Source organism: uncultured Agathobaculum sp. (assembly GCF_963927765.1).
Lineage (GTDB): Bacteria > Bacillota > Clostridia > Oscillospirales > Butyricicoccaceae > Agathobaculum.
In genome coordinates this window covers 14137-32312 of sequence record NZ_CAWVCU010000040.1, presented here as the reverse complement: position 1 = coordinate 32312, position 18176 = coordinate 14137, and the positions used below count along the sequence as shown (strand labels likewise).

13 protein-coding genes and 2 pseudogenes are annotated in these 18176 nt (G+C 55.7%); 14 read left to right on the top strand and 1 reads right to left on the bottom strand.

Translation table 11 applies throughout. The annotated features are described in order from the left end of the window. The 14 genes and pseudogenes from ABGT74_RS03315 to ABGT74_RS03250 all read left to right on the top strand — a co-directional run. Positions 1-1178: substrate-binding domain-containing protein (locus tag ABGT74_RS03315; protein WP_346704449.1), on the top strand; the 1178-nt coding region annotated here is incomplete at its 5' end. 198 nt (positions 1179-1376) lie between these two features. Continuing rightward, the gene (locus tag ABGT74_RS03310; RefSeq protein WP_297282694.1) at positions 1377-2885 is read left to right on the top strand and encodes a sugar ABC transporter ATP-binding protein; all 1509 of its coding nucleotides are present in this window, start codon (positions 1377-1379) and stop codon (positions 2883-2885) included. 15 nt (positions 2886-2900) lie between these two features. Further along, positions 2901-4556, top strand: a complete 1656-nt coding sequence (locus ABGT74_RS03305; protein ID WP_346704448.1) for a galactoside ABC transporter permease — start codon at positions 2901-2903, stop codon at positions 4554-4556. A 152-nt stretch (positions 4557-4708) separates the two neighbouring features. Next, positions 4709-5995, top strand: a complete 1287-nt coding sequence (locus ABGT74_RS03300; protein ID WP_346704447.1) for a galactokinase family protein — start codon at positions 4709-4711, stop codon at positions 5993-5995. Positions 5996-6036: 41 nt separating this feature from the next. Next, positions 6037-7029: a UDP-glucose 4-epimerase GalE gene (gene galE / locus ABGT74_RS03295; RefSeq protein WP_346704446.1), complete on the top strand. Its 993-nt coding sequence runs from the start codon at positions 6037-6039 to the stop codon at positions 7027-7029. A gap of 2 nt (positions 7030-7031) precedes the next feature. After that, positions 7032-8528 carry a UDP-glucose--hexose-1-phosphate uridylyltransferase gene (galT, locus tag ABGT74_RS03290; RefSeq protein WP_346704445.1) on the top strand — a complete coding sequence of 499 codons (1497 nt, stop codon included), beginning with the start codon at positions 7032-7034 and terminating at the stop codon, positions 8526-8528. 3 nt (positions 8529-8531) lie between these two features. After that, positions 8532-9569 (top strand): aldose epimerase family protein, encoded by a 1038-nt coding sequence (locus tag ABGT74_RS03285; RefSeq protein ID WP_346704444.1) that lies wholly within the window; start codon positions 8532-8534, stop codon positions 9567-9569. A gap of 279 nt (positions 9570-9848) precedes the next feature. Next, positions 9849-11791, top strand: a pseudogene (locus tag ABGT74_RS03280) (oligopeptide transporter, OPT family). Between the two features lie 76 nt (positions 11792-11867). Beyond that, positions 11868-12227 carry a PqqD family protein gene (locus tag ABGT74_RS03275; RefSeq protein WP_346704443.1) on the top strand — a complete coding sequence of 120 codons (360 nt, stop codon included), beginning with the start codon at positions 11868-11870 and terminating at the stop codon, positions 12225-12227. Then, positions 12224-12568, top strand: a complete 345-nt coding sequence (locus ABGT74_RS03270) for a hypothetical protein (RefSeq protein ID WP_346704442.1) — start codon at positions 12224-12226, stop codon at positions 12566-12568. The genes ABGT74_RS03275 and ABGT74_RS03270 overlap by 4 nt, the downstream gene beginning before the upstream one ends. Before the next feature lie 25 nt (positions 12569-12593). After that, positions 12594-14033, top strand: coding sequence for an aminoacyl-histidine dipeptidase (locus ABGT74_RS03265; protein ID WP_346704440.1), 1440 nt, complete (start codon positions 12594-12596; stop codon positions 14031-14033). A 192-nt stretch (positions 14034-14225) separates the two neighbouring features. Continuing rightward, positions 14226-14414, top strand: coding sequence for a hypothetical protein (locus ABGT74_RS03260; RefSeq protein WP_346704439.1), 189 nt, complete (start codon positions 14226-14228; stop codon positions 14412-14414). A 37-nt stretch (positions 14415-14451) separates the two neighbouring features. Then, a complete protein-coding gene (locus tag ABGT74_RS03255) occupies positions 14452-16125 on the top strand; it encodes a recombinase family protein (RefSeq protein WP_346704438.1) in 1674 nt (557 codons plus the stop codon). Between the two features lie 44 nt (positions 16126-16169). Then, a pseudogene (locus tag ABGT74_RS03250) lies at positions 16170-16301 on the top strand (alpha/beta-type small acid-soluble spore protein); the annotation flags it as partial. Between the two features lie 95 nt (positions 16302-16396). Here ABGT74_RS03250 and ptsP read toward each other — a convergent pair. Continuing rightward, the gene (ptsP, locus tag ABGT74_RS03245; protein ID WP_297282706.1) at positions 16397-18109 is read right to left on the bottom strand and encodes a phosphoenolpyruvate--protein phosphotransferase; all 1713 of its coding nucleotides are present in this window, start codon (positions 18107-18109) and stop codon (positions 16397-16399) included. Between the last annotated feature and the right edge of the window lie 67 nt (positions 18110-18176).

Sequence of the window (18176 nt, the reverse complement as noted above, 5' to 3'; positions counted from 1 at the left end):
CCAGCGACACTACCAATGTAGCCAACAAGGATAAGCCTTTGGTTTGGTTCAACCGTCAGCCCTCCAACAGCTCTACCGGCGAGTTGGACATGAGCGCACTGAGCTTTAACGACAACACCTATTATGTGGGCTTCGATGCAAACCAGGGTGCTGAGCTTCAGGGCACTATGATTCTGGACTACATCAAGGCTAACGCAGACACCATCGACCGCAACGGTGACGGCATTATCGGTTACGTTCTGGCTATCGGCGACATCGGCCATAACGACTCCATCGCCCGTACCTGCGGCGTACGTAACGCTTTGGGCACTGCTGTGGAAACAAATGGTTCCATCAACAGCGAGCCTGTTGGCACCAACGCTGACGGCAAAGCTACCGCTGTAAAAGACGGCACTCTGGAAGTGAACGGCAAAACCTACACCATCCGTGAGCTGGCCTCTCAGGAAATGAAGAACTCCGCCGGCGCCACTTGGGATGCCGCTACCGCCGGTAACGCCATAGGCACTTGGGCTTCTTCCTTCGGTGACCAGATCGACGTGATCGCTTCCAACAACGACGGCATGGGCATGTCCATGTTCAACTCCTGGTCCAAGGAAAACAAGGTTCCCACTTTCGGCTATGATGCAAACGCCGACGCGGTTGCCGCTATTGCGGAAGGTTACGGCGGCACCATCAGCCAGCACGCTGACGTTCAGGCTTACCTGACCCTGCGCGTACTGCGCAACGCACTCGACGGCGTTGACATCGACACCGGTATCGGCACGGAAGACGACGCTGGCAACGTGCTGAGCGACGACGTTTACTACTACGACGAAGCGGCTCGCTCCTACTACGCTCTGAACGTAGCAGTTACCGCTGACAACTACACTGAGTTCACCGACTCCACCAAGGTTTATGAGCCTGTCAGCAATCAGCTGGATGCATCCGCTCATCCGGAAAAGAGCGTATGGCTGAACATCTACAACGCTGCTGATAACTTCCTGAGCGCTACTTATCAGCCGCTGCTGCAGAACTACGACGATCTGCTCAACCTGAAGGTCGAGTACATCGGCGGCGACGGCCAGACCGAGGCTAACATCACCAACCGTCTGAGCAACCCGAGCGCATATGACGCCTTTGCCATCAACATGGTTAAGACCGACAACGCTGCTTCCTACACTGCTCTGCTGAGCCAGTGATTCGGGCTCGGACCCTTTTCAAGCCAAATAATAAGTAACAAGCCAATGTGATTGGGGAGAAGGAATTCTCCGTCTTAGGGGAAGCGATTCTCCATACGGAAGAAGGCCTTCTCTCCAATCCTGTTTTTTCCAAGGAAAACGGGCGGATCACTCGGATCTGTCCAATCTGGCAATATTGCATAAACGGGAGTAACGAGAATGGCAGATGCAAAAAATGATGTTGTCCTGTCAATCCGCGGCATGAGCAAATCCTTTGGCCGTAACCGAGTGCTCGATCACATCAATCTGGATGTCAAGCGCGGAACGGTCATGGGGCTGATGGGCGAAAACGGCGCCGGCAAGTCCACGATGATGAAGTGCCTGTTCGGTACCTATCAGAAGGACGAAGGCAAAATCTTTTTGAACGGCAAAGAGATCAGCTTCTCCGGCCCGAAGGATGCTCTGGAAAACGGAATTGCCATGGTGCACCAGGAACTCAACCAGTGCCTGGAACGCAACGTGATCGACAACCTGTTCCTGGGCCGGTACCCCACCAATTCCGTGGGCATGGTCGACGAAGGCAGGATGAAAAAGAAGGCTTCGGAACTGTTCCGCAAGCTGGGCATGACGGTAAACCTCACCCAGCCCATGCGCAACATGTCCGTTTCGCAACGACAGATGTGCGAAATTGCAAAGGCAATTTCCTACAACTCTCAGGTTATTGTTCTGGACGAACCCACCTCCTCCCTTACCGTGCAGGAGGTAGATAAGCTCTTTGAAATGATGCGGATGCTCAAGGAACAGGGCATTGCTCTGATCTACATCTCGCATAAAATGGATGAAATCTTTGAGATCTGCGATGAGATCTCTGTGCTCCGCGACGGTAATCTGGTCATGACCAAGCCCTCGCAGGAGACCAATATGAACGAACTGATCTCCGCCATGGTAGGCCGCTCTCTGGAGAGCCGCTTCCCGCCGGTAGACAACACGCCGGGCGATACCATTTTGTCCGTACAGCACCTTTCCACCAAGTATGCGCCTCATCTCCAGGACATCTCTTTTGATGTGAAGGAAGGTGAGATCTTTGGTCTGTATGGCTTGGTCGGCGCCGGACGTACCGAACTGCTGGAAACCATTTTTGGCGTGCGCACGCGTGCGGCGGGACGTGTTTACTTCAAAAACCGTCTGATGAACTTCAACAGCGCCCGCGAGGCGATCGAGCATGGCTTTGCCTTGATCACCGAGGAACGCAAGGCCAACGGCTTGTTCCTCAAATGCGACTTGACTTTCAACACAACCATTGCAAATCTGAATCAGTACAAGAGCGGTATTGCCTTGTCTGATTCTCAGATGATCAAAGCCACCAACAAAGAAATCAAGATCATGCACACCAAGTGCATGGGACCGGATGATATGATCTCCAGCCTGTCCGGCGGCAACCAGCAAAAGGTTATTTTCGGCAAATGGCTGGAACGCGAACCCCAAATCTTCATGATGGACGAACCCACGCGCGGCATTGACGTGGGCGCCAAATATGAGATTTATGAGTTGATTATCAATATGGCCAAGCGCGGCAAGACCATCATCGTTGTCTCTTCTGAAATGCCCGAGATCCTCGGTATCACCAACCGCATCGGTGTCATGTCCAACGGACATCTCTCCGGCATTGTCAACACCAAAGAGACCGATCAGGAAGAGCTTTTGCGGCTTAGCGCAAAATACCTGTAGTAGGAGAAATCGCTTATGGCATCAACAAGTACAAAAATTCTTACAGCTGAGCAGGAAGCGAAGCTTCGCCAGCCTATCGACGAATATGTCGGCAAAATTCAGGATCAGATCAACGATCTGCGCGAGGACGGCACCGACAAGGTGATCGAAATCCAGAGCGCGATCGACAGCCTGAAGCGGGATAAAATCTATACCGCTCAGGAGAAGGAAGCCCGCATCCGGGAACTTCAGTCGGAACTGGAGAAGGCTAAAGCGGTCGAGAACCGGAACAAGGACGCGATCGCCAAGCTGATCAGCGACGCAGAAAACTACTTAAAGGCACACTTCAATACCGACTACTATCAGGCGGTTATCGCAAGCTGCCGAGACGAAAAGGTGCTTGCGGAGGAGAAATACCGCGCGACGGTTGCCAAGCTGAATCAGGAGCATCAGAGCACGATTTCCAAGCTCAGCGACGCGCACGAAATCAAGGACGAAAAGTACGTTCATAAAAACCGTCTTTTCGATGCCAAGATGCAGCGGGCGCAGAACCTGCAGCAGGTAAAGGATCGCCAGCATGCCGCCTTTGAGCACAAGTACCATCTCATCGACATGCTGCGCATGTCCAAATTCTCCTTTGGTGAATCGATGGCGCAGCGCTGGGAGAACTACAAGTACACGTTCAACCGCCGCGACTTCCTGCTGAAAAACGGTCTGTACATCGCCATTATCATCATCTTCATCGCCCTGTGTATCATCACGCCGCTGGTGAAGAACGTGCAGCTGCTGACGGTAAACAATGTGCTGAACATCCTCCAGCAGGCTTCGCCCAGAATGTTCTTGGCGTTGGGTGTTGCGGGCCTGATCCTGCTCGCCGGCACCGACCTGTCCATCGGCCGTATGGTTGGTATGGGCATGACGGCGGCAACCATCGTCATGCATCAGGGCATCAACACCGGCTCTGTGTTCGGTCATATCTTTGACTTCACCAGCCTGCCGACGATTGCCCGCGTACTGCTGGCGCTGGTCGTTTGTGTCGTACTTTGCACCGTGTTCACCACGATCGCCGGCTTCTTCACGGCGAAGTTTAAAATGCATCCTTTCATTTCCACCATGGCAAACATGCTGGTCATCTTCGGTCTGGTCACCTATTCCACCAAGGGTGTTTCCTTCGGTGCGATCGACCCGAACATCCCCAACATGATTATCCCGCGCATCAACAACTTCCCCACCATCATCCTGTGGGCAGTTGCCGCGGTCGTCATCGTGTGGTTCATCTGGAACAAGACCACCTTCGGTAAGAACCTTTATGCGGTTGGCGGCAACCCGGAATCCGCTGCTGTATCCGGTATCTCGGTATTCTGGGTCACCGTCGGCGCGTTCGTGATGGCTGGTATCCTGTATGGCTTCGGTGCTTGGCTGGAATGCATCCGTATGGTAGGTTCCGGCTCTGCAGCATACGGCCAAGGCTGGGAAATGGACGCCATCGCGGCCTGCGTAGTAGGCGGCATCTCTTTCACCGGCGGTATCGGCAAGATCTCCGGCGTTGTCGTGGGCGTATTTATTTTCACCGCCCTGACCTACTCGCTCACCACACTGGGTATTGACACCAACCTGCAGTTCGTATTCTCCGGTATCATCATTCTGGTAGCCGTTATGCTGGACTGCCTGAAGTATGTACAGAAGAAGTAAGCAACCCATTTGTTAAAAGCGAAAAGCCGCTGCAAGGCACTTATAAAGGCCCCGCCTGCTTGCAGCGGCTTTCCATTTACACGAATCAAAATTGTAACTATGTTTGATAACAGCGCTCCGGTCCACCGGAGCAAGAAGGAGTGAATGCAACCATGCAAAAATTGGGCGATGTGCGCCGCGCACTGGATGCCGGAGAACTGAACGAGGCTCTGTCTCATCTGTTATACGATGATCTTGCTGCCGCCCGTCAGCGGATCGCAAATGTACTGGAGCAGTTCCAGCAAAGCTTTGGAGCGGGAGACGATACCCTTGTCGCCCTGTGCTCTGCCCCCGGCCGCACTGAGATTGGCGGCAACCATACCGACCATCAGCACGGCCGTGTTCTGGCCGGTGCAGTTGATTTGGACTTTTTGGCCTGTGCCAGTCCGAACGGCACCAATACCATCCGTTTCCAGTCCGAAGGCTGGCCGATGGTAGAGGTCAATCTGGACACGCTCGACCCCAAGGATGACGAAAAGGAAAGTACCGCGGCTTTGGTACGCGGCATGGCGGCGCAGGCAGCCCAGAAGGGCTACAGCGTAGCAGGCTTTGACGTATATGCCACCTCCAGCGTGCTGCCCGGCTCCGGCCTGTCCTCCTCCGCGGCATGCGAAGTGCTGCTCGGCGTCATTGAGAACCACCTGTTCTGCCGGGATGAGCTCGATCCGGTAACGATTGCGCAGATGGGTCAGAAGGCTGAGAATGTGTATTTCGGCAAGCCCTGCGGCCTGATGGATCAGACCGCGTCCTCGGTCGGCGGCGCTGTTACGATCGACTTTGCCGATCCTGCCGCTCCGGTTGTCCGTGCGCTGAAGGTAGATTTGGACAGCCTTGGTTATGCCCTGTGCATCATCGACTGCGGCGCAGACCACGCTGACCTGACGGATGAATATGCTGCTGTCCCGCGTGAGATGAAGGCCGTTGCCGCTTTCTTCGGCAAAGAGGTTCTGCGTGAAGTAGACGAGGCCGATGTGCTCCGCAACCTGCCTGCGCTGCGCAAAGAAGTAGGCGACCGTGCCGTGCTCCGTGCACTTCACTTCTTTGCCGACAATGAACGGGTAGTCAAGCAGGCAGACGCACTGGCCAACGGCGAAATGGACACCTTCCTCGCACTGATCAACGAGTCCGGCCATTCCTCTTGGGAAAAGCTGCAGGACATCACCCCTGCCGGTGCGGTGCAGGAGCAGTCCATGGCGGTTGCCCTCGCGGTGGCAGAGCGTGCACTCAAGGGCCGCGGCGCTTGCCGCGTACACGGCGGCGGCTTTGCCGGAACCATTCAGGCATTTGTCCCGCTGGACATTCTCGCCGCGTTCCGTAGTGAGATCGAGGGCGCGCTGGGCGACGGCTGCTGCCACGTGCTGCGAATCCGTCCGGTAGGCGGTACGGTACTCTGGTCTTAAACGATACGACTGCGATAATGTGAAAGGAGCGCACCTGTAACATGGCAATTTTAGTGCTGGGCGGAGCTGGCTACATCGGCTCCCATACGGTATATGAACTGATCGACGCGGGCCGCGAGGTCGTGGTAGCAGACAACCTGCAAACCGGCTTCCGTGCTGCGGTTCATCCCAAGGCAAAGTTCTATGAGTTGGATATCCGCGACCAGAAAGCGCTGGACGCACTGTTTGAAGCGGAACAGATCGACGGCGTGATCCATTTCGCCGCTTCCTCTCAGGTTGGCGAATCTATGTCCGACCCGCTCAAGTATTACGACAACAACCTGCACGGCACCATGGTGCTGCTGAAATCCATGGTGGCGCACGGTATTGACAAAATCGTCTTCTCCTCCACCGCTGCCACCTATGGCGAACCGGAGCGCGTTCCGATTCTGGAGGACGACCCCACCTGCCCCACCAACTGCTATGGTCAGACCAAGCTGGACATGGAGCACATGATGAGCTGGGTATCCCGTGCGCACGGGCTGAAATATGTGGCTCTTCGGTATTTCAACGCCTGCGGCGCACATGCTTCCGGTCAAATCGGCGAGGCGCACAACCCGGAAACCCACCTCATCCCCCTCATCCTGCAAGTGCCGCTCGGCCAGCGCGAGCAGATCAGCGTGTTCGGTGAGGACTACCCCACCAAGGACGGCACCTGTGTTCGTGACTACATCCATGTCACCGATCTGGCACAGGCTCATATTCTGGCGCTGGATTACCTGATGAACGGCGGCGAAAACAACGTATTCAACCTCGGCAACGGTGTGGGCTTCACGGTCAAGGAAGTCATCGACGTAGCCCGTGAGGTCACCGGTCATCCGATCCCCGCCCAGATGGCGCCCCGCCGCGCCGGCGATCCGGCGCAGCTCATTGCCTCTTCGGAGAAGGCTGTCAAGGTGCTGGGCTGGAAGCCCGAATACAACGACCTGTCCACTATCGTGGCCTCCGCTTGGGCTTGGCACAAAAACCATCCCCACGGCTATACGGAGGGTTGAGCATGGAACGCGATCAAGCCATTGCTATGCTGGTGACCTATGCGCTGCGCAAAGGCCTCATCCAGCCCTGTGAAGAAATCTGGGCAGTCAACAGCCTGCTGGGCGTGCTCAAGCTGGACAGCTACACGCCCCCGGAAACGGAAATGCCGGCGGACATCGACCTGCCTGCCGTACTGGACGCTCTCATGGACGACGCGCATGCGCGTGGCGTTCTGGAAGAGAACTCGATCGTATACCGCGATCTGTTTGATACTGCGCTGATGGGCGCGCTTACGCCCCGCCCTGCGCAGGTGATCGACACCTTCCAGTCCCTGCGTCAGGAAAGCCCAGAAAAGGCCACCGACTGGTATTACCGCTTCAGTCAGGATACCAACTATATCCGCCGCGATCGCATCGCCAAGGATGTACAGTGGAAAGCGCCGACCGAATACGGGGAGCTGGATATCACCATCAACCTGTCCAAGCCGGAAAAGGACCCCAAGGCCATCGCCGCTGCCCGCAACATGCCCGCTTCGGCCTATCCTCGCTGCCTGCTGTGCGCGGAAAACGAGGGGTATGCTGGTCGTGTCAATCACCCCGCTCGGCAGAACCACCGCATCGTCCCCATCACGATCAACGACTCGCCATGGTTCTTGCAGTACTCCCCCTATGTGTACTACAACGAGCACTGCATCTGCTTCAATGCCGTCCATACTCCGATGAAGATCGACCGGGCGTGCTTTGCCAAGCTGCTGGACTTTGTCGGCCAGTTCCCGCATTATTTCGTCGGCTCTAACGCCGACCTGCCCCTCGTGGGCGGCTCCATTCTGGCGCATGACCACTTCCAGGGCGGACGCTATACCTTCGCCATGGAAAAGGCGCCCATCGAGACGCCCTTCACCTTCCCCGGCTATGAGGATGTGCAGGCGGGTATCGTCAGGTGGCCCATGTCGGTTATCCGCCTCACCGCTGCCGATCCGCAGCGCCTGATTGATCTGGCAGACCGCATCCTGACCTCGTGGCGCGGCTATACCGACGAGAGCGCCGTTATCCTCGCGGAAACGGATGGCGAGCCGCACAACACCATCACCCCCATCGCCCGCCGTCGCGGCAGCGATTACGAGCTGGATCTGGTGCTGCGCAACAATCTTACCACGCCGGAGCATCCTTTGGGGCTATATCACCCCCATGCGGAGCTGCACCACATCAAAAAAGAGAACATCGGCCTGATCGAGGTCATGGGTCTGGCTGTCCTGCCCGCCCGTCTTAAGACCGAGCTGGCTGCCGTGGCGCAAAAGCTGGCCGCTGGTGAAGATTTGACCGCCGACCCGCTCACCGCTTCCCATGCGGAATGGGCCATGGGCTTCCGGGACAAGTACGAGCTTACCGAAGAAAACGCACTGGATACGGTCTATAAGGAAACCGGCTTGGTCTTTGCCAAGGTGCTGGAGCATGCCGGTGTATATGCCCGCACGCCGGAAGGCAAGGAAGCTTTCCTCCGTTTCTTAAGGCAGGTGTAAAAGATGACAGAATTTACGCATCAACCCTTTGGCGTCACGGCTGACGGCCAAGCAGTCGAGCAGTGGACGCTGCGTGCCGGTTCCTATGCTGCTCAGGTACTGACCTATGGCGGTGTCCTGCGTTCGTTTACCGTCCCCTCTCCTGACGGTAACCGGGACATTGTGCTGGGGTACGACAGTCTGGCCGAATATGAGGCACAGGATAAGTATCTGGGCGCATTGGTCGGCCGCGTGGCCAACCGTATCGGCGGCGCGGCCTTCGACCTGAACGGTGTCCACTACTCGCTGGCGGTCAACAACGGCCCCAATTGCCTGCATGGCGGCTTGCGCGGCTTTGACCGCGCGGTATGGAAGGCACAGGTCGAAAACGACGCCTTGGTTCTTCGGCATGTCAGCCCGGCTGGAGACGAAAATTTCCCCGGCACGCTTGAAGTGCAGGTGACCTACACCCTCACGGAGGATGGCGCGCTCACGCTGGACTATCAGGCGAAGAGCGATGCCGATACCCTGTGCAATCTGACCAACCACAGCTATTTCAACCTGCTGGGACACGCCCATGGTTCTCTGGAAGGACAGCAGGTACAGATTTTTGCCGATGCCATCACGGAAACCGACGCCGACAGCACGCCGACCGGTGTTCTGCTGCCGGTCGAGGGTACGCCATTCGACCTGCGCACCCCGCGGGATTTCCTGCAGGGTTTGGCCATAGAACATCCGCAGCTGACGCTGGGCAACGGATACGACCATAACTTTACGCTGCACACGACGCCGGTTTCCCCGCTGGGACTGGCAGCACGAGTCTGCGGCGGCGGTCTGTGTCTGGAATGCTCCACCACCCAGCCCGGTTTGCAGCTGTACACGGCCAACTATCTGGACGGCAGCCCCGGCAAGGATGGTGCCTGCTATGGTCCGAGGTCGGCTTTCTGTCTGGAAACACAGGCTTGGCCGGATGCCATCCATCATGCCAATTTCCCCTCCATCGTACTTGCAGCGGGGCAGACCTATCATCACACCACTTGCTATCGCGTCACGATGATTTGATGGCAAATTAAACAATTTCATCACGGCAAATCACTGCAACCGGAACACTGCAAACACCTTTGCACTGTTCCGGTTGTTTGCATATTCCCTTTCTTCATCAAAAAGCAACACATTCCTACAACAAAATTCCGTGAATTTGTTATTATTTTGCCGTTTTCTATCGCAAAATAGCGCATCATCCCTTGACGTATAGCAACTTTTTGTATAAAATATATGAGTTGTCTGCACTGAGCGGCTGCATTTTTGCTTTACCGCTCTACTATGCAGACAAGAAACAAAATGAAGGGATCGAATGTTGTGGACAAGAAAGAATTCCAACCTTATGTTCCCGCCGACAAAGTCATGCCGGAATTTACCGTGGTATCCATCCTATTGGGTGCCATTCTGGCAGTCGTCTTTGGCGGTGCGAACGCCTATCTTGGGCTGCGAGTCGGCATGACCGTGTCTGCCTCTATACCCGCTGCTGTTATCTCGATGGGCATCATCCGAAAAGTTCTGCGCCGTGACTCCATTCTGGAGAACAACATGGTTCAGACCATCGGCTCTGCGGGTGAATCCGTTGCAGCCGGTGCAATCTTCACCCTCCCCGCTCTGTTTATGTGGGCAAAGGAAGGCCTGTGCGATGTGCCGTCTCTGGTTGAGATTGGGCTGATCGCACTGTGCGGCGGCGTGCTGGGCGTACTGATGATGATACCCCTGCGCAGCGCACTGATCGTCAAGGAGCACGGCGTGCTGGCTTATCCGGAAGGACAGGCCTGTGCCGAGGTGCTGATCGCCGGCGAAGAGGGCGGCTCCAAGGCGTCGACCGTTTTCTCCGGTCTGGGCATTGCCGCGATCTACAAGTTTGTAGCCGACGGCCTCAAAATCTTCCCGAGCGAAATCACCTATGACATCTCCGCCTACAAGGGCTCCGGCATTGGTATTGATGTTCTGCCCGCGCTGGCTGGTGTTGGTTACATCTGCGGCGCACGGGTGTCTTCCTATCTGTTTGCCGGCGGTGGCTGGGCTGGCTGGTCATCATGCCGCTCATGTGCCTGTTCGGCGGCGACGCCATCCTCTTCCCTGTCACCGACATGACCATTAGCCAGCAGGTTGCTGAAAACGGCGTCTCCGCGCTGTGGGGCAACTATCTGCGTTACATCGGTGCAGGTGCGGTTGCCTGCGGCGGTGTGCTCAGCCTTCTGAAATCCCTCCCCATGATTATCCGCACCTTTAAGGATTCCATGGGGGTTTACGGCAAGGGCCGCGAGGCCAGCACCCTGCGCACCCAGCAGGATATTTCCATGCGCAGCGTATTGCTTGGCATCCTGATCGTTGCACTGGCGCTGTGGCTGATCCCGGCCATTCCGCTGAACTTCTTCACTGCGCTCATCGTTATCGTCTTCGGCTTCTTCTTTGCGACGGTATCCTCCCGTATGGTCGGTCTGATCGGCTCCTCGAACAACCCGGTTTCGGGCATGGCCATCGCTACGCTTCTGATCTCCACCATCCTGCTGAAATCCACCGGCACGGACGGTGCAGAAGGCATGACGGCTGCCATTGTTATCGGCGGCATCATCTGTATCATTGCCGCGATCGCTGGCGATACCTCTCAAGACCTCAAGACCGGCTTCCTGGTTGGCGCTACCCCGAAAAAGCAGCAGATCGGTGAGCTGATCGGCGTTTTGGTTTCCGCCATTGCCATCGGCGGTACGCTTTACCTGCTGTCCATGGCTTGGGGCGGCTACGGTTCGGATGCACTGCCTGCACCGCAGGCAACGCTGATGAAGATGATCGTTGAAGGCGTTATGGGCGGCAATCTGCCGTGGAACCTCGTCTTTGCCGGTGTCTTCATTGCGCTGGTCATTGAGATTCTTGGCCTCCCTGTTCTGCCGGTTTCCCTCGGCCTGTATCTGCCCATTTATCTTTCTGTTCCGATTATGCTGGGCGGTATTCTGCGCTGGTTCCTCGAGAAGCGCAAGTATAGCTCTGACAAGGAAAAGAACACGGTTATCCAGTCCGGTATCCTGTATTCTTCCGGCTTGATCGCTGGCGAAGGCATCGTTGGTATCATTCTGGCTATGCTGGCCGTTATCCCGATGGGCGCAGGCAGCAATGTCGGCGAGTTCATCGATCTGAGCGGCTCGTTCAGCATCGGCCGCATCGGTGGTCTGATTGTGTTTGCGCTTCTGCTGCTGACCATGTATCTCTTTGCAACCAAAGAACAGAAGAAGACCAAATAAAAAACACTTGCTTTCTTCCGAACAGGGCTGTATCCTACTGGTATACAGCCCTGTTCGATCATTATAGGAGGATACTATGGCAAAGAAGCAACAAAACTATCTGGACTTTATCCCTGTGGTCAATCCGCAGAACAGCTGGACTGAAGACGCGCAGGGTATTGTCACGATTGATATGGTCCACCGCGGTTTTTATGCGCGCATTGCGCAAAAATTTTTTCACACGCCGCGCGTCAGCCATATCAAGCTGGATGAATACGGCAGCTTTCTTTGGAAGGAAATCGACGGCATACAGACCGTCGGCGACCTTGCAGCCAAAATGAAAGCCCAGTTCGGTGAAAAAGCTGAGCCTTTGTATGACCGTCTGGTCAAGTATATGCAGATCTTGCACAACAACCGTTTTATCTTGTTTTCTGGAAAGGATAAGGTAAAATCATGAGCACCGGACAAATCATTATCGGCATTGTTCTGTTCGCCATCGCGTCCGCCATTCTGTATGTCTGGGGACTGCGCAAAAGCATGACGCAGGCCGCCGATTTGGAGCACATCCTGCTCAGCAAAAGTGCTGCGCGCGTGATGCAATATCTCAAGCACCACCCAACCATTTCCCAAAAAGAAGTGGCACGCCAGATCCAAAACGTCAAAGCGGGTCTGTTCTGGTCCCGCAAGCAGGTGCAGGTGCAAGACGCGACTGTTTTTGCCAAAAAGCTGACCCGCTATATGCTGGAACAGCAACTGCTTGAACCGGCTGGCAACGCCTGCTACAAACGAAAATCATAACCATTTCAAAAAGGAGCATCACACAATGAATGTACTGGAACAATTAGATCCCCAAAGCGTATTCCACTTTTTTGAGCAGATGTGCGCCATCCCGCATGGCTCTGGCAATACCAAGGCAATCAGCGATTGGTGCGCTTCTTTCGCGCAGGAGCGCGGGCTGGAGTACCATCAGGATGCCGACAACAATATCATTATCATCAAGGAAGCTACACCCGGCTATGAGCAGGCGGAGCCCATCATCTTACAGGGTCATTTGGACATGGTGTGCGAAAAAGAGCTGAACTGCACCAAGGACATGGAAACAGAAGGGCTGGATCTGATGATCGACGGGGACTGGGTCCGTGCCAAGGGTACCACGCTCGGCGGTGATGACGGTATCGCGGTGGCCATGGCGCTGGCTGTGCTCGACGCGAACGATCTTGCGCATCCGCGTGTGGAAGCCGTGTTTACGGTCGATGAGGAAATCGGTCTGCTGGGCGCGGACTCGCTCGATGTCAGCCCGCTCAAAGGCCGCAGAATGATCAATATGGACTCGGAAGCCGAAGGCATCTTCACCGTCAGCTGCGCGGGCGGCAACACCACCACCTGCATTCTGCCGCTGTGCCGCGACGCATTTTCCGGCTGCGCCCTGCGTATCACGGTCGGTGGCCTAACCGGCGGCCACTCCGGCGCTGAGATCGACAAGGGCCGTGCCAATGCCAACATGCTGATGGGTCGCATTTTGCAAGCCATTGCTTTGCGCACAGAGCTGCGTATCCAAGCTGTCAACGGCGGTTTGAAAAACAACGCCATCCCGGTCGAGTCGGTTGCCGATATTTGGGTCGCGGACGAAGCAGCAGCGCGCGAAGTCATTGCAGAAATGGCGGATGCCCTGAAGGAGGAGTACCGCGTCACCGATCCCGCGCTGCATATCAGTACGGAAGCAGCAGAGACGGCGCAGAATCCGCTGGATGCGGCAACCACCGATCAGGTGATCTGCATGCTCACCTGCCTGCCCAACGGCATTCTGGCCATGAGCGCGGATATTCCTGGTCTGGTGCAGACTTCCCTCAATCTCGGCATCCTTACCACGACGGACGAAGAACTGTGCGCCGTATTCAGCCTGCGCAGCTCGATCGACTCTCAACTCCAGATGCTCAAGCGGCGTCTGACCTGCCTGATGAATCAGTTGGGCGGCCGTGTGGAATTTGAAGGCGAGTATACCGGCTGGCAGTATCAGGAGCACTCTCCCCTGCGCGAATTGATGGTCGATGTATTCCAAGAGCAGTACGGCCATGCCCCCAAGATCGAAGCCATTCATGCGGGTCTGGAATGCGGCCTGTTCGCCGGAAAAATCCCCGGTCTGGACTGCGTTTCCATCGGTCCGGATATGCCGGAAATCCATACGCCGCGCGAACGCATGAGCATTTCCTCGGTGCAGCGCATCTGGAAGTTCCTTGTCGAAGTGCTTGCGCGCGCTAAATAAGCCACCTCTAAAAGTCGAGTCTCCCATTTTGGCGAGCAGCAATATCAAAACCGCCGATCCTGCATCCTGCAGAGTCGGCGGTTTTTCGTTCGCATGCGACCGTCCCTCTGTCCGATATCGCTTTTAGAACCGCTGTGCAAGCGCATAATTTTGTTTTGGATGATGCAAGTTATAGGAAAAGGAGGAATTGATATGCATACTGACCCTCATCCCACTCCGCCCGCTATACAAGGAATACAGACACAGATCGGCGCAGGCACCTTTCTGGTCAGGCGGCAATATGTCGGTAGCCGTCCGGTCGGTGAACTGCTCCAGCAGCGTGTGCAGCAAGCCGCACACACAACATCATCCATTGACGAGGGGATCGGCGCCGCGGTATAATCATTTCGTGAGCCGGTTCTGAAAGGAGTTAAACCACATGAGAACCGGTAACAAGACATTGGCATTCGCTTACTTGCGTCTTTCCAACGAGGAAGCGCACAGCAGTGAATCATCCAGTATTGCCAACCAGCGGCAAATGATTCGGGACTACTGCCAACGGCACAGCATTATGCTGGTACGCGAATTCGTGGACGACGGCTACTCAGGCGGTAACTTTGACCGTCCTGCATTTCAGGATATGCTGCGGCAGCTGCACGATAACAAGGCCAATATGGTGCTTACCAAGGATCTGTCCCGCCTCGGGCGCGACATGCGCGAAGCCAGCTATTACGCCGAGCAGTTTTTCCCGGAGCACGGCATCCGCTATCTAACCATTGCAGACAATTTTGACACTGCACATGAAAACGTCATGGCGCCGTTCCAGTTTGCCATGAACGAGGTCTATCTGCGGGACGGTTCACGCAAGGTTAAAGACGTGCTGCGCAGCAAACGGGAAAACGGCCAGTACTGTGCCTGCCCGCCCTATGGCTATCGTAAGAATCCGGCAGACAAAAGCCGTCTTGCCCCGGACGAGCAGACTGCCCCTATTGTTCAGCGTATTTTCGAGCGGGCAGCAGCCGGGGACTCCTCGCGCAAGATCGCACTTGACCTGAACGCAGACAGCGTTATCCCCCCGCTCAAATACCGCGTGCTGTTTCGTGATGATTTCAGCCCAGAGGGCGCGGCACGGGCATCCGACCTGTGGAACTACACTACCGTCAAACGGATTCTCAAAAACCCGGTCTACCTCGGACACACTTTGCTGGGCAAAAGCCGCAAGGTCAGCGTCAAGTCCAAGAAAAAGATTGCTGTACCGCAAAGCGACTGGGCCGTGACGCATGACACGCATCCCCCACTCATCACACAGACGCTCTATGAACAGGCGCAGCGCAATCTGGGACGCGGACAACACGCCAATCGTACCGATAGAGACATCCGCAAGAGCATTTTTGCCGGACTGGTGTTCTGCGCACGCTGCGGACATGCGCTCTGTTCCTGCGGCACAGTCTACAAAGGAGAACGGGAAAAATACTGGTATCTGTCCTGCACACATCAGCGCGGCGATATCGCCAATCGATGCGATGGCGTGCGCATCAAATATGCGGATCTGATCGAAGTAGTGCGGCGCGATCTCAACGATCTGCTGACGCTGACCGATACACAGGCCGAAGCGCTTGCACGGGCAACCGCAGAACGGGAGCAGGGCGCATCCGAACGCACAGCACGGCAAGCCCGCTTACAACAGGCACAGTCCCGCCTGCTGACCATCGACAAAATCATCACCAAGCTGTACACGGACAACGCCGAAGGCCGACTGGACGACGATCGTCTGACGCGCATGGTCGAAGCGCTCGAGCAAGAATCCGCTTCGCATCAAGCCGTTATCGCAGAGTTATCGCAGACGTTTCCACCGCAGGAGGACACAGAGGAACGCTTTCGACGTTTCTTTGCGCTTACCAAGCAGTACAGCCAAATCGACATACTCGATCGAGACACACTGCTCACCTTTGTCGAACGCATTGAAGTCGGGCCCAAGCAATTTGCCGACGGCCGGCGCAAAGCGACCCACCGCAATACCCCCTACCAGCAGAGCATCCGCATATCGTATCGCTTTATCGGTGAAATTACAACCGACAATGCGCAAGTGCTCGATGCATCCTGCAATTTTTAATAAATTTCTTGTATCTATTGCTTTAAGATGGTGCAGGAACACCAAGGGAGGTTGGCGTCAACCTGAAGCAGGGCTATAACGGCGATCTGACTTCCCGTCAGGCTGGCTCGATCGGTGGTCAGATGGTCAAGAAGATGATTGAATCCTACGAGCAGAACCTGGCTGGCCAGGGCTGATCTGAGGCAATAGAAAGCGCGCGGCTTCCGGACTGATTCCGGAAACCGCGCGCTTTTCTTTTTTTGTCACAACGTGATATCTTGTTCGATTGGACTCAACCGCGCCACTCGGCAAAAATCTGCTCCGCATCGGTCGCACTTGCCGCTGCAACCAGCTTATCCGCCAGTTCCTTGCACTCCGCGTAAGAATGCGCCGCCAGATCAGCCTTAGCCGCCAGCATCGCGGAAGCAGACATAGACAGGTTGGTAACTCCCAGACCGCAGAGCACCGGCGCCATGCCCGGCGTACCAGCCATTTCACCACATACGCCAACCTCGATGCCGTTCTCATTGGCTGCCTTCGCCGTCATCGCAATCAGACGCAGCACGCCCGGATGCAGCGGACGATACAGGTACGAAATCTTCTCATTGATACGGTCAACCGCGCAGGAGTACTGAATCAAGTCGTTCGTGCCGATCGAGAAGAAGTCAACTTCCTTCGCCAGAATATCCGCGCAAACGGCAGCCACCGGAATTTCGATCATGATACCGACCTTGACATCCGGATTGTGCTCCACGCCCTCCGCTGCGAGCAGATCCTTCGCCTGCTGCAGAACCTGCTTGGCATTGCGGATTTCCTCGATCGAAGAGATCATCGGGAACATAATGCGCAGATCACCATACTTCGCTGCACGCAGCAGAGCACGCAGCTGAGTCAGGAACAGATCAGTCTTATTCAGGCAGATACGGATCGCACGGTAGCCCAGGAAGGGATTCTGCTCCTTCTCCAGCTCAAGTGCCGGCACTTCCTTATCGCCGCCGATGTCCAGCGTACGGATGATGACCGGCTTGCCCGCCATGATTTCGCACGCCTTCTTATATGCTTCAAACTGCTCTTCCTCGCTCGGCAAATCATCGCGGTCCATAAACAGGAACTCGGAACGGAACAGGCCAACGCCTTCGCCGCCCAGGTCCGCTACGCGGACTGCGTCATCCGGCGTACCGATATTGCCTTCCACGATGATGCGGCGGCCGTCGCTCGTTGCGCCCTGACGATCCTTGAACTTCGCCAGCATCGCACGGCGCTCGTCCTCCGCCTTTTTCTTCTGCTCGAACTGTGCCAGCGTTTCCGCATCCGGATCGACCACGACTTCACCTGCCACACCGTCAAGCAGCAGATCGGAACCGTCTTCAATACCGTCCACCTTGTCGCCTGCGCCTGCAACGGCCGGAATACCGATCGAACGCGCCATGATTGCAGAATGGCTGGTACGACCGCCGATACGGGTGATAAAGCCAACAACCGGCTTGGAGCCGATCTTTGCCGTATCCGACGGTGTCAGGTCATTGGCAATGATAATGCACGGCTCGGTGATCGTGTCGATTGCATTATCCGCAATGCCCTTCAGATTTTTGAGCACACGCTTGGAAATATCACCGATATCCGCTGCACGCGCCTGCATATATTCACTGTCCATCGCGCGGAACATCGCCTGGAAATTCTCGCAGTTGACAAAGCAAGCATACTCCGCGCATACCTTTTCCTCTTCTACCAGATTGGTCATACCCTCAATAAAATCCGGGTCATCCAGCATGAGCAGATGCGCGTCAAAAATTTCTGCCTCAGAGGCACCAATGTTTTTCTCCGCCTCATCGCGCAATGTCTGGATCTGTTTTTTGGCATTTTCCACCGCATCGGTCACACGTTTCTGCTCGGCCGCAACATCTGTGATGCTGTCCTTGACGACCGTCAGATCCTCCTCCTTGATGACCAAAGCTTTGGCATGCGCAAGACCCTCCGAAACGCCAATCGCTTTAAACTTGACCATAGCCGTATCCTCCTGTTTTCTTGTAGTTCTTATACAAAAACTATATTCATTTCCCAAAATACATTGT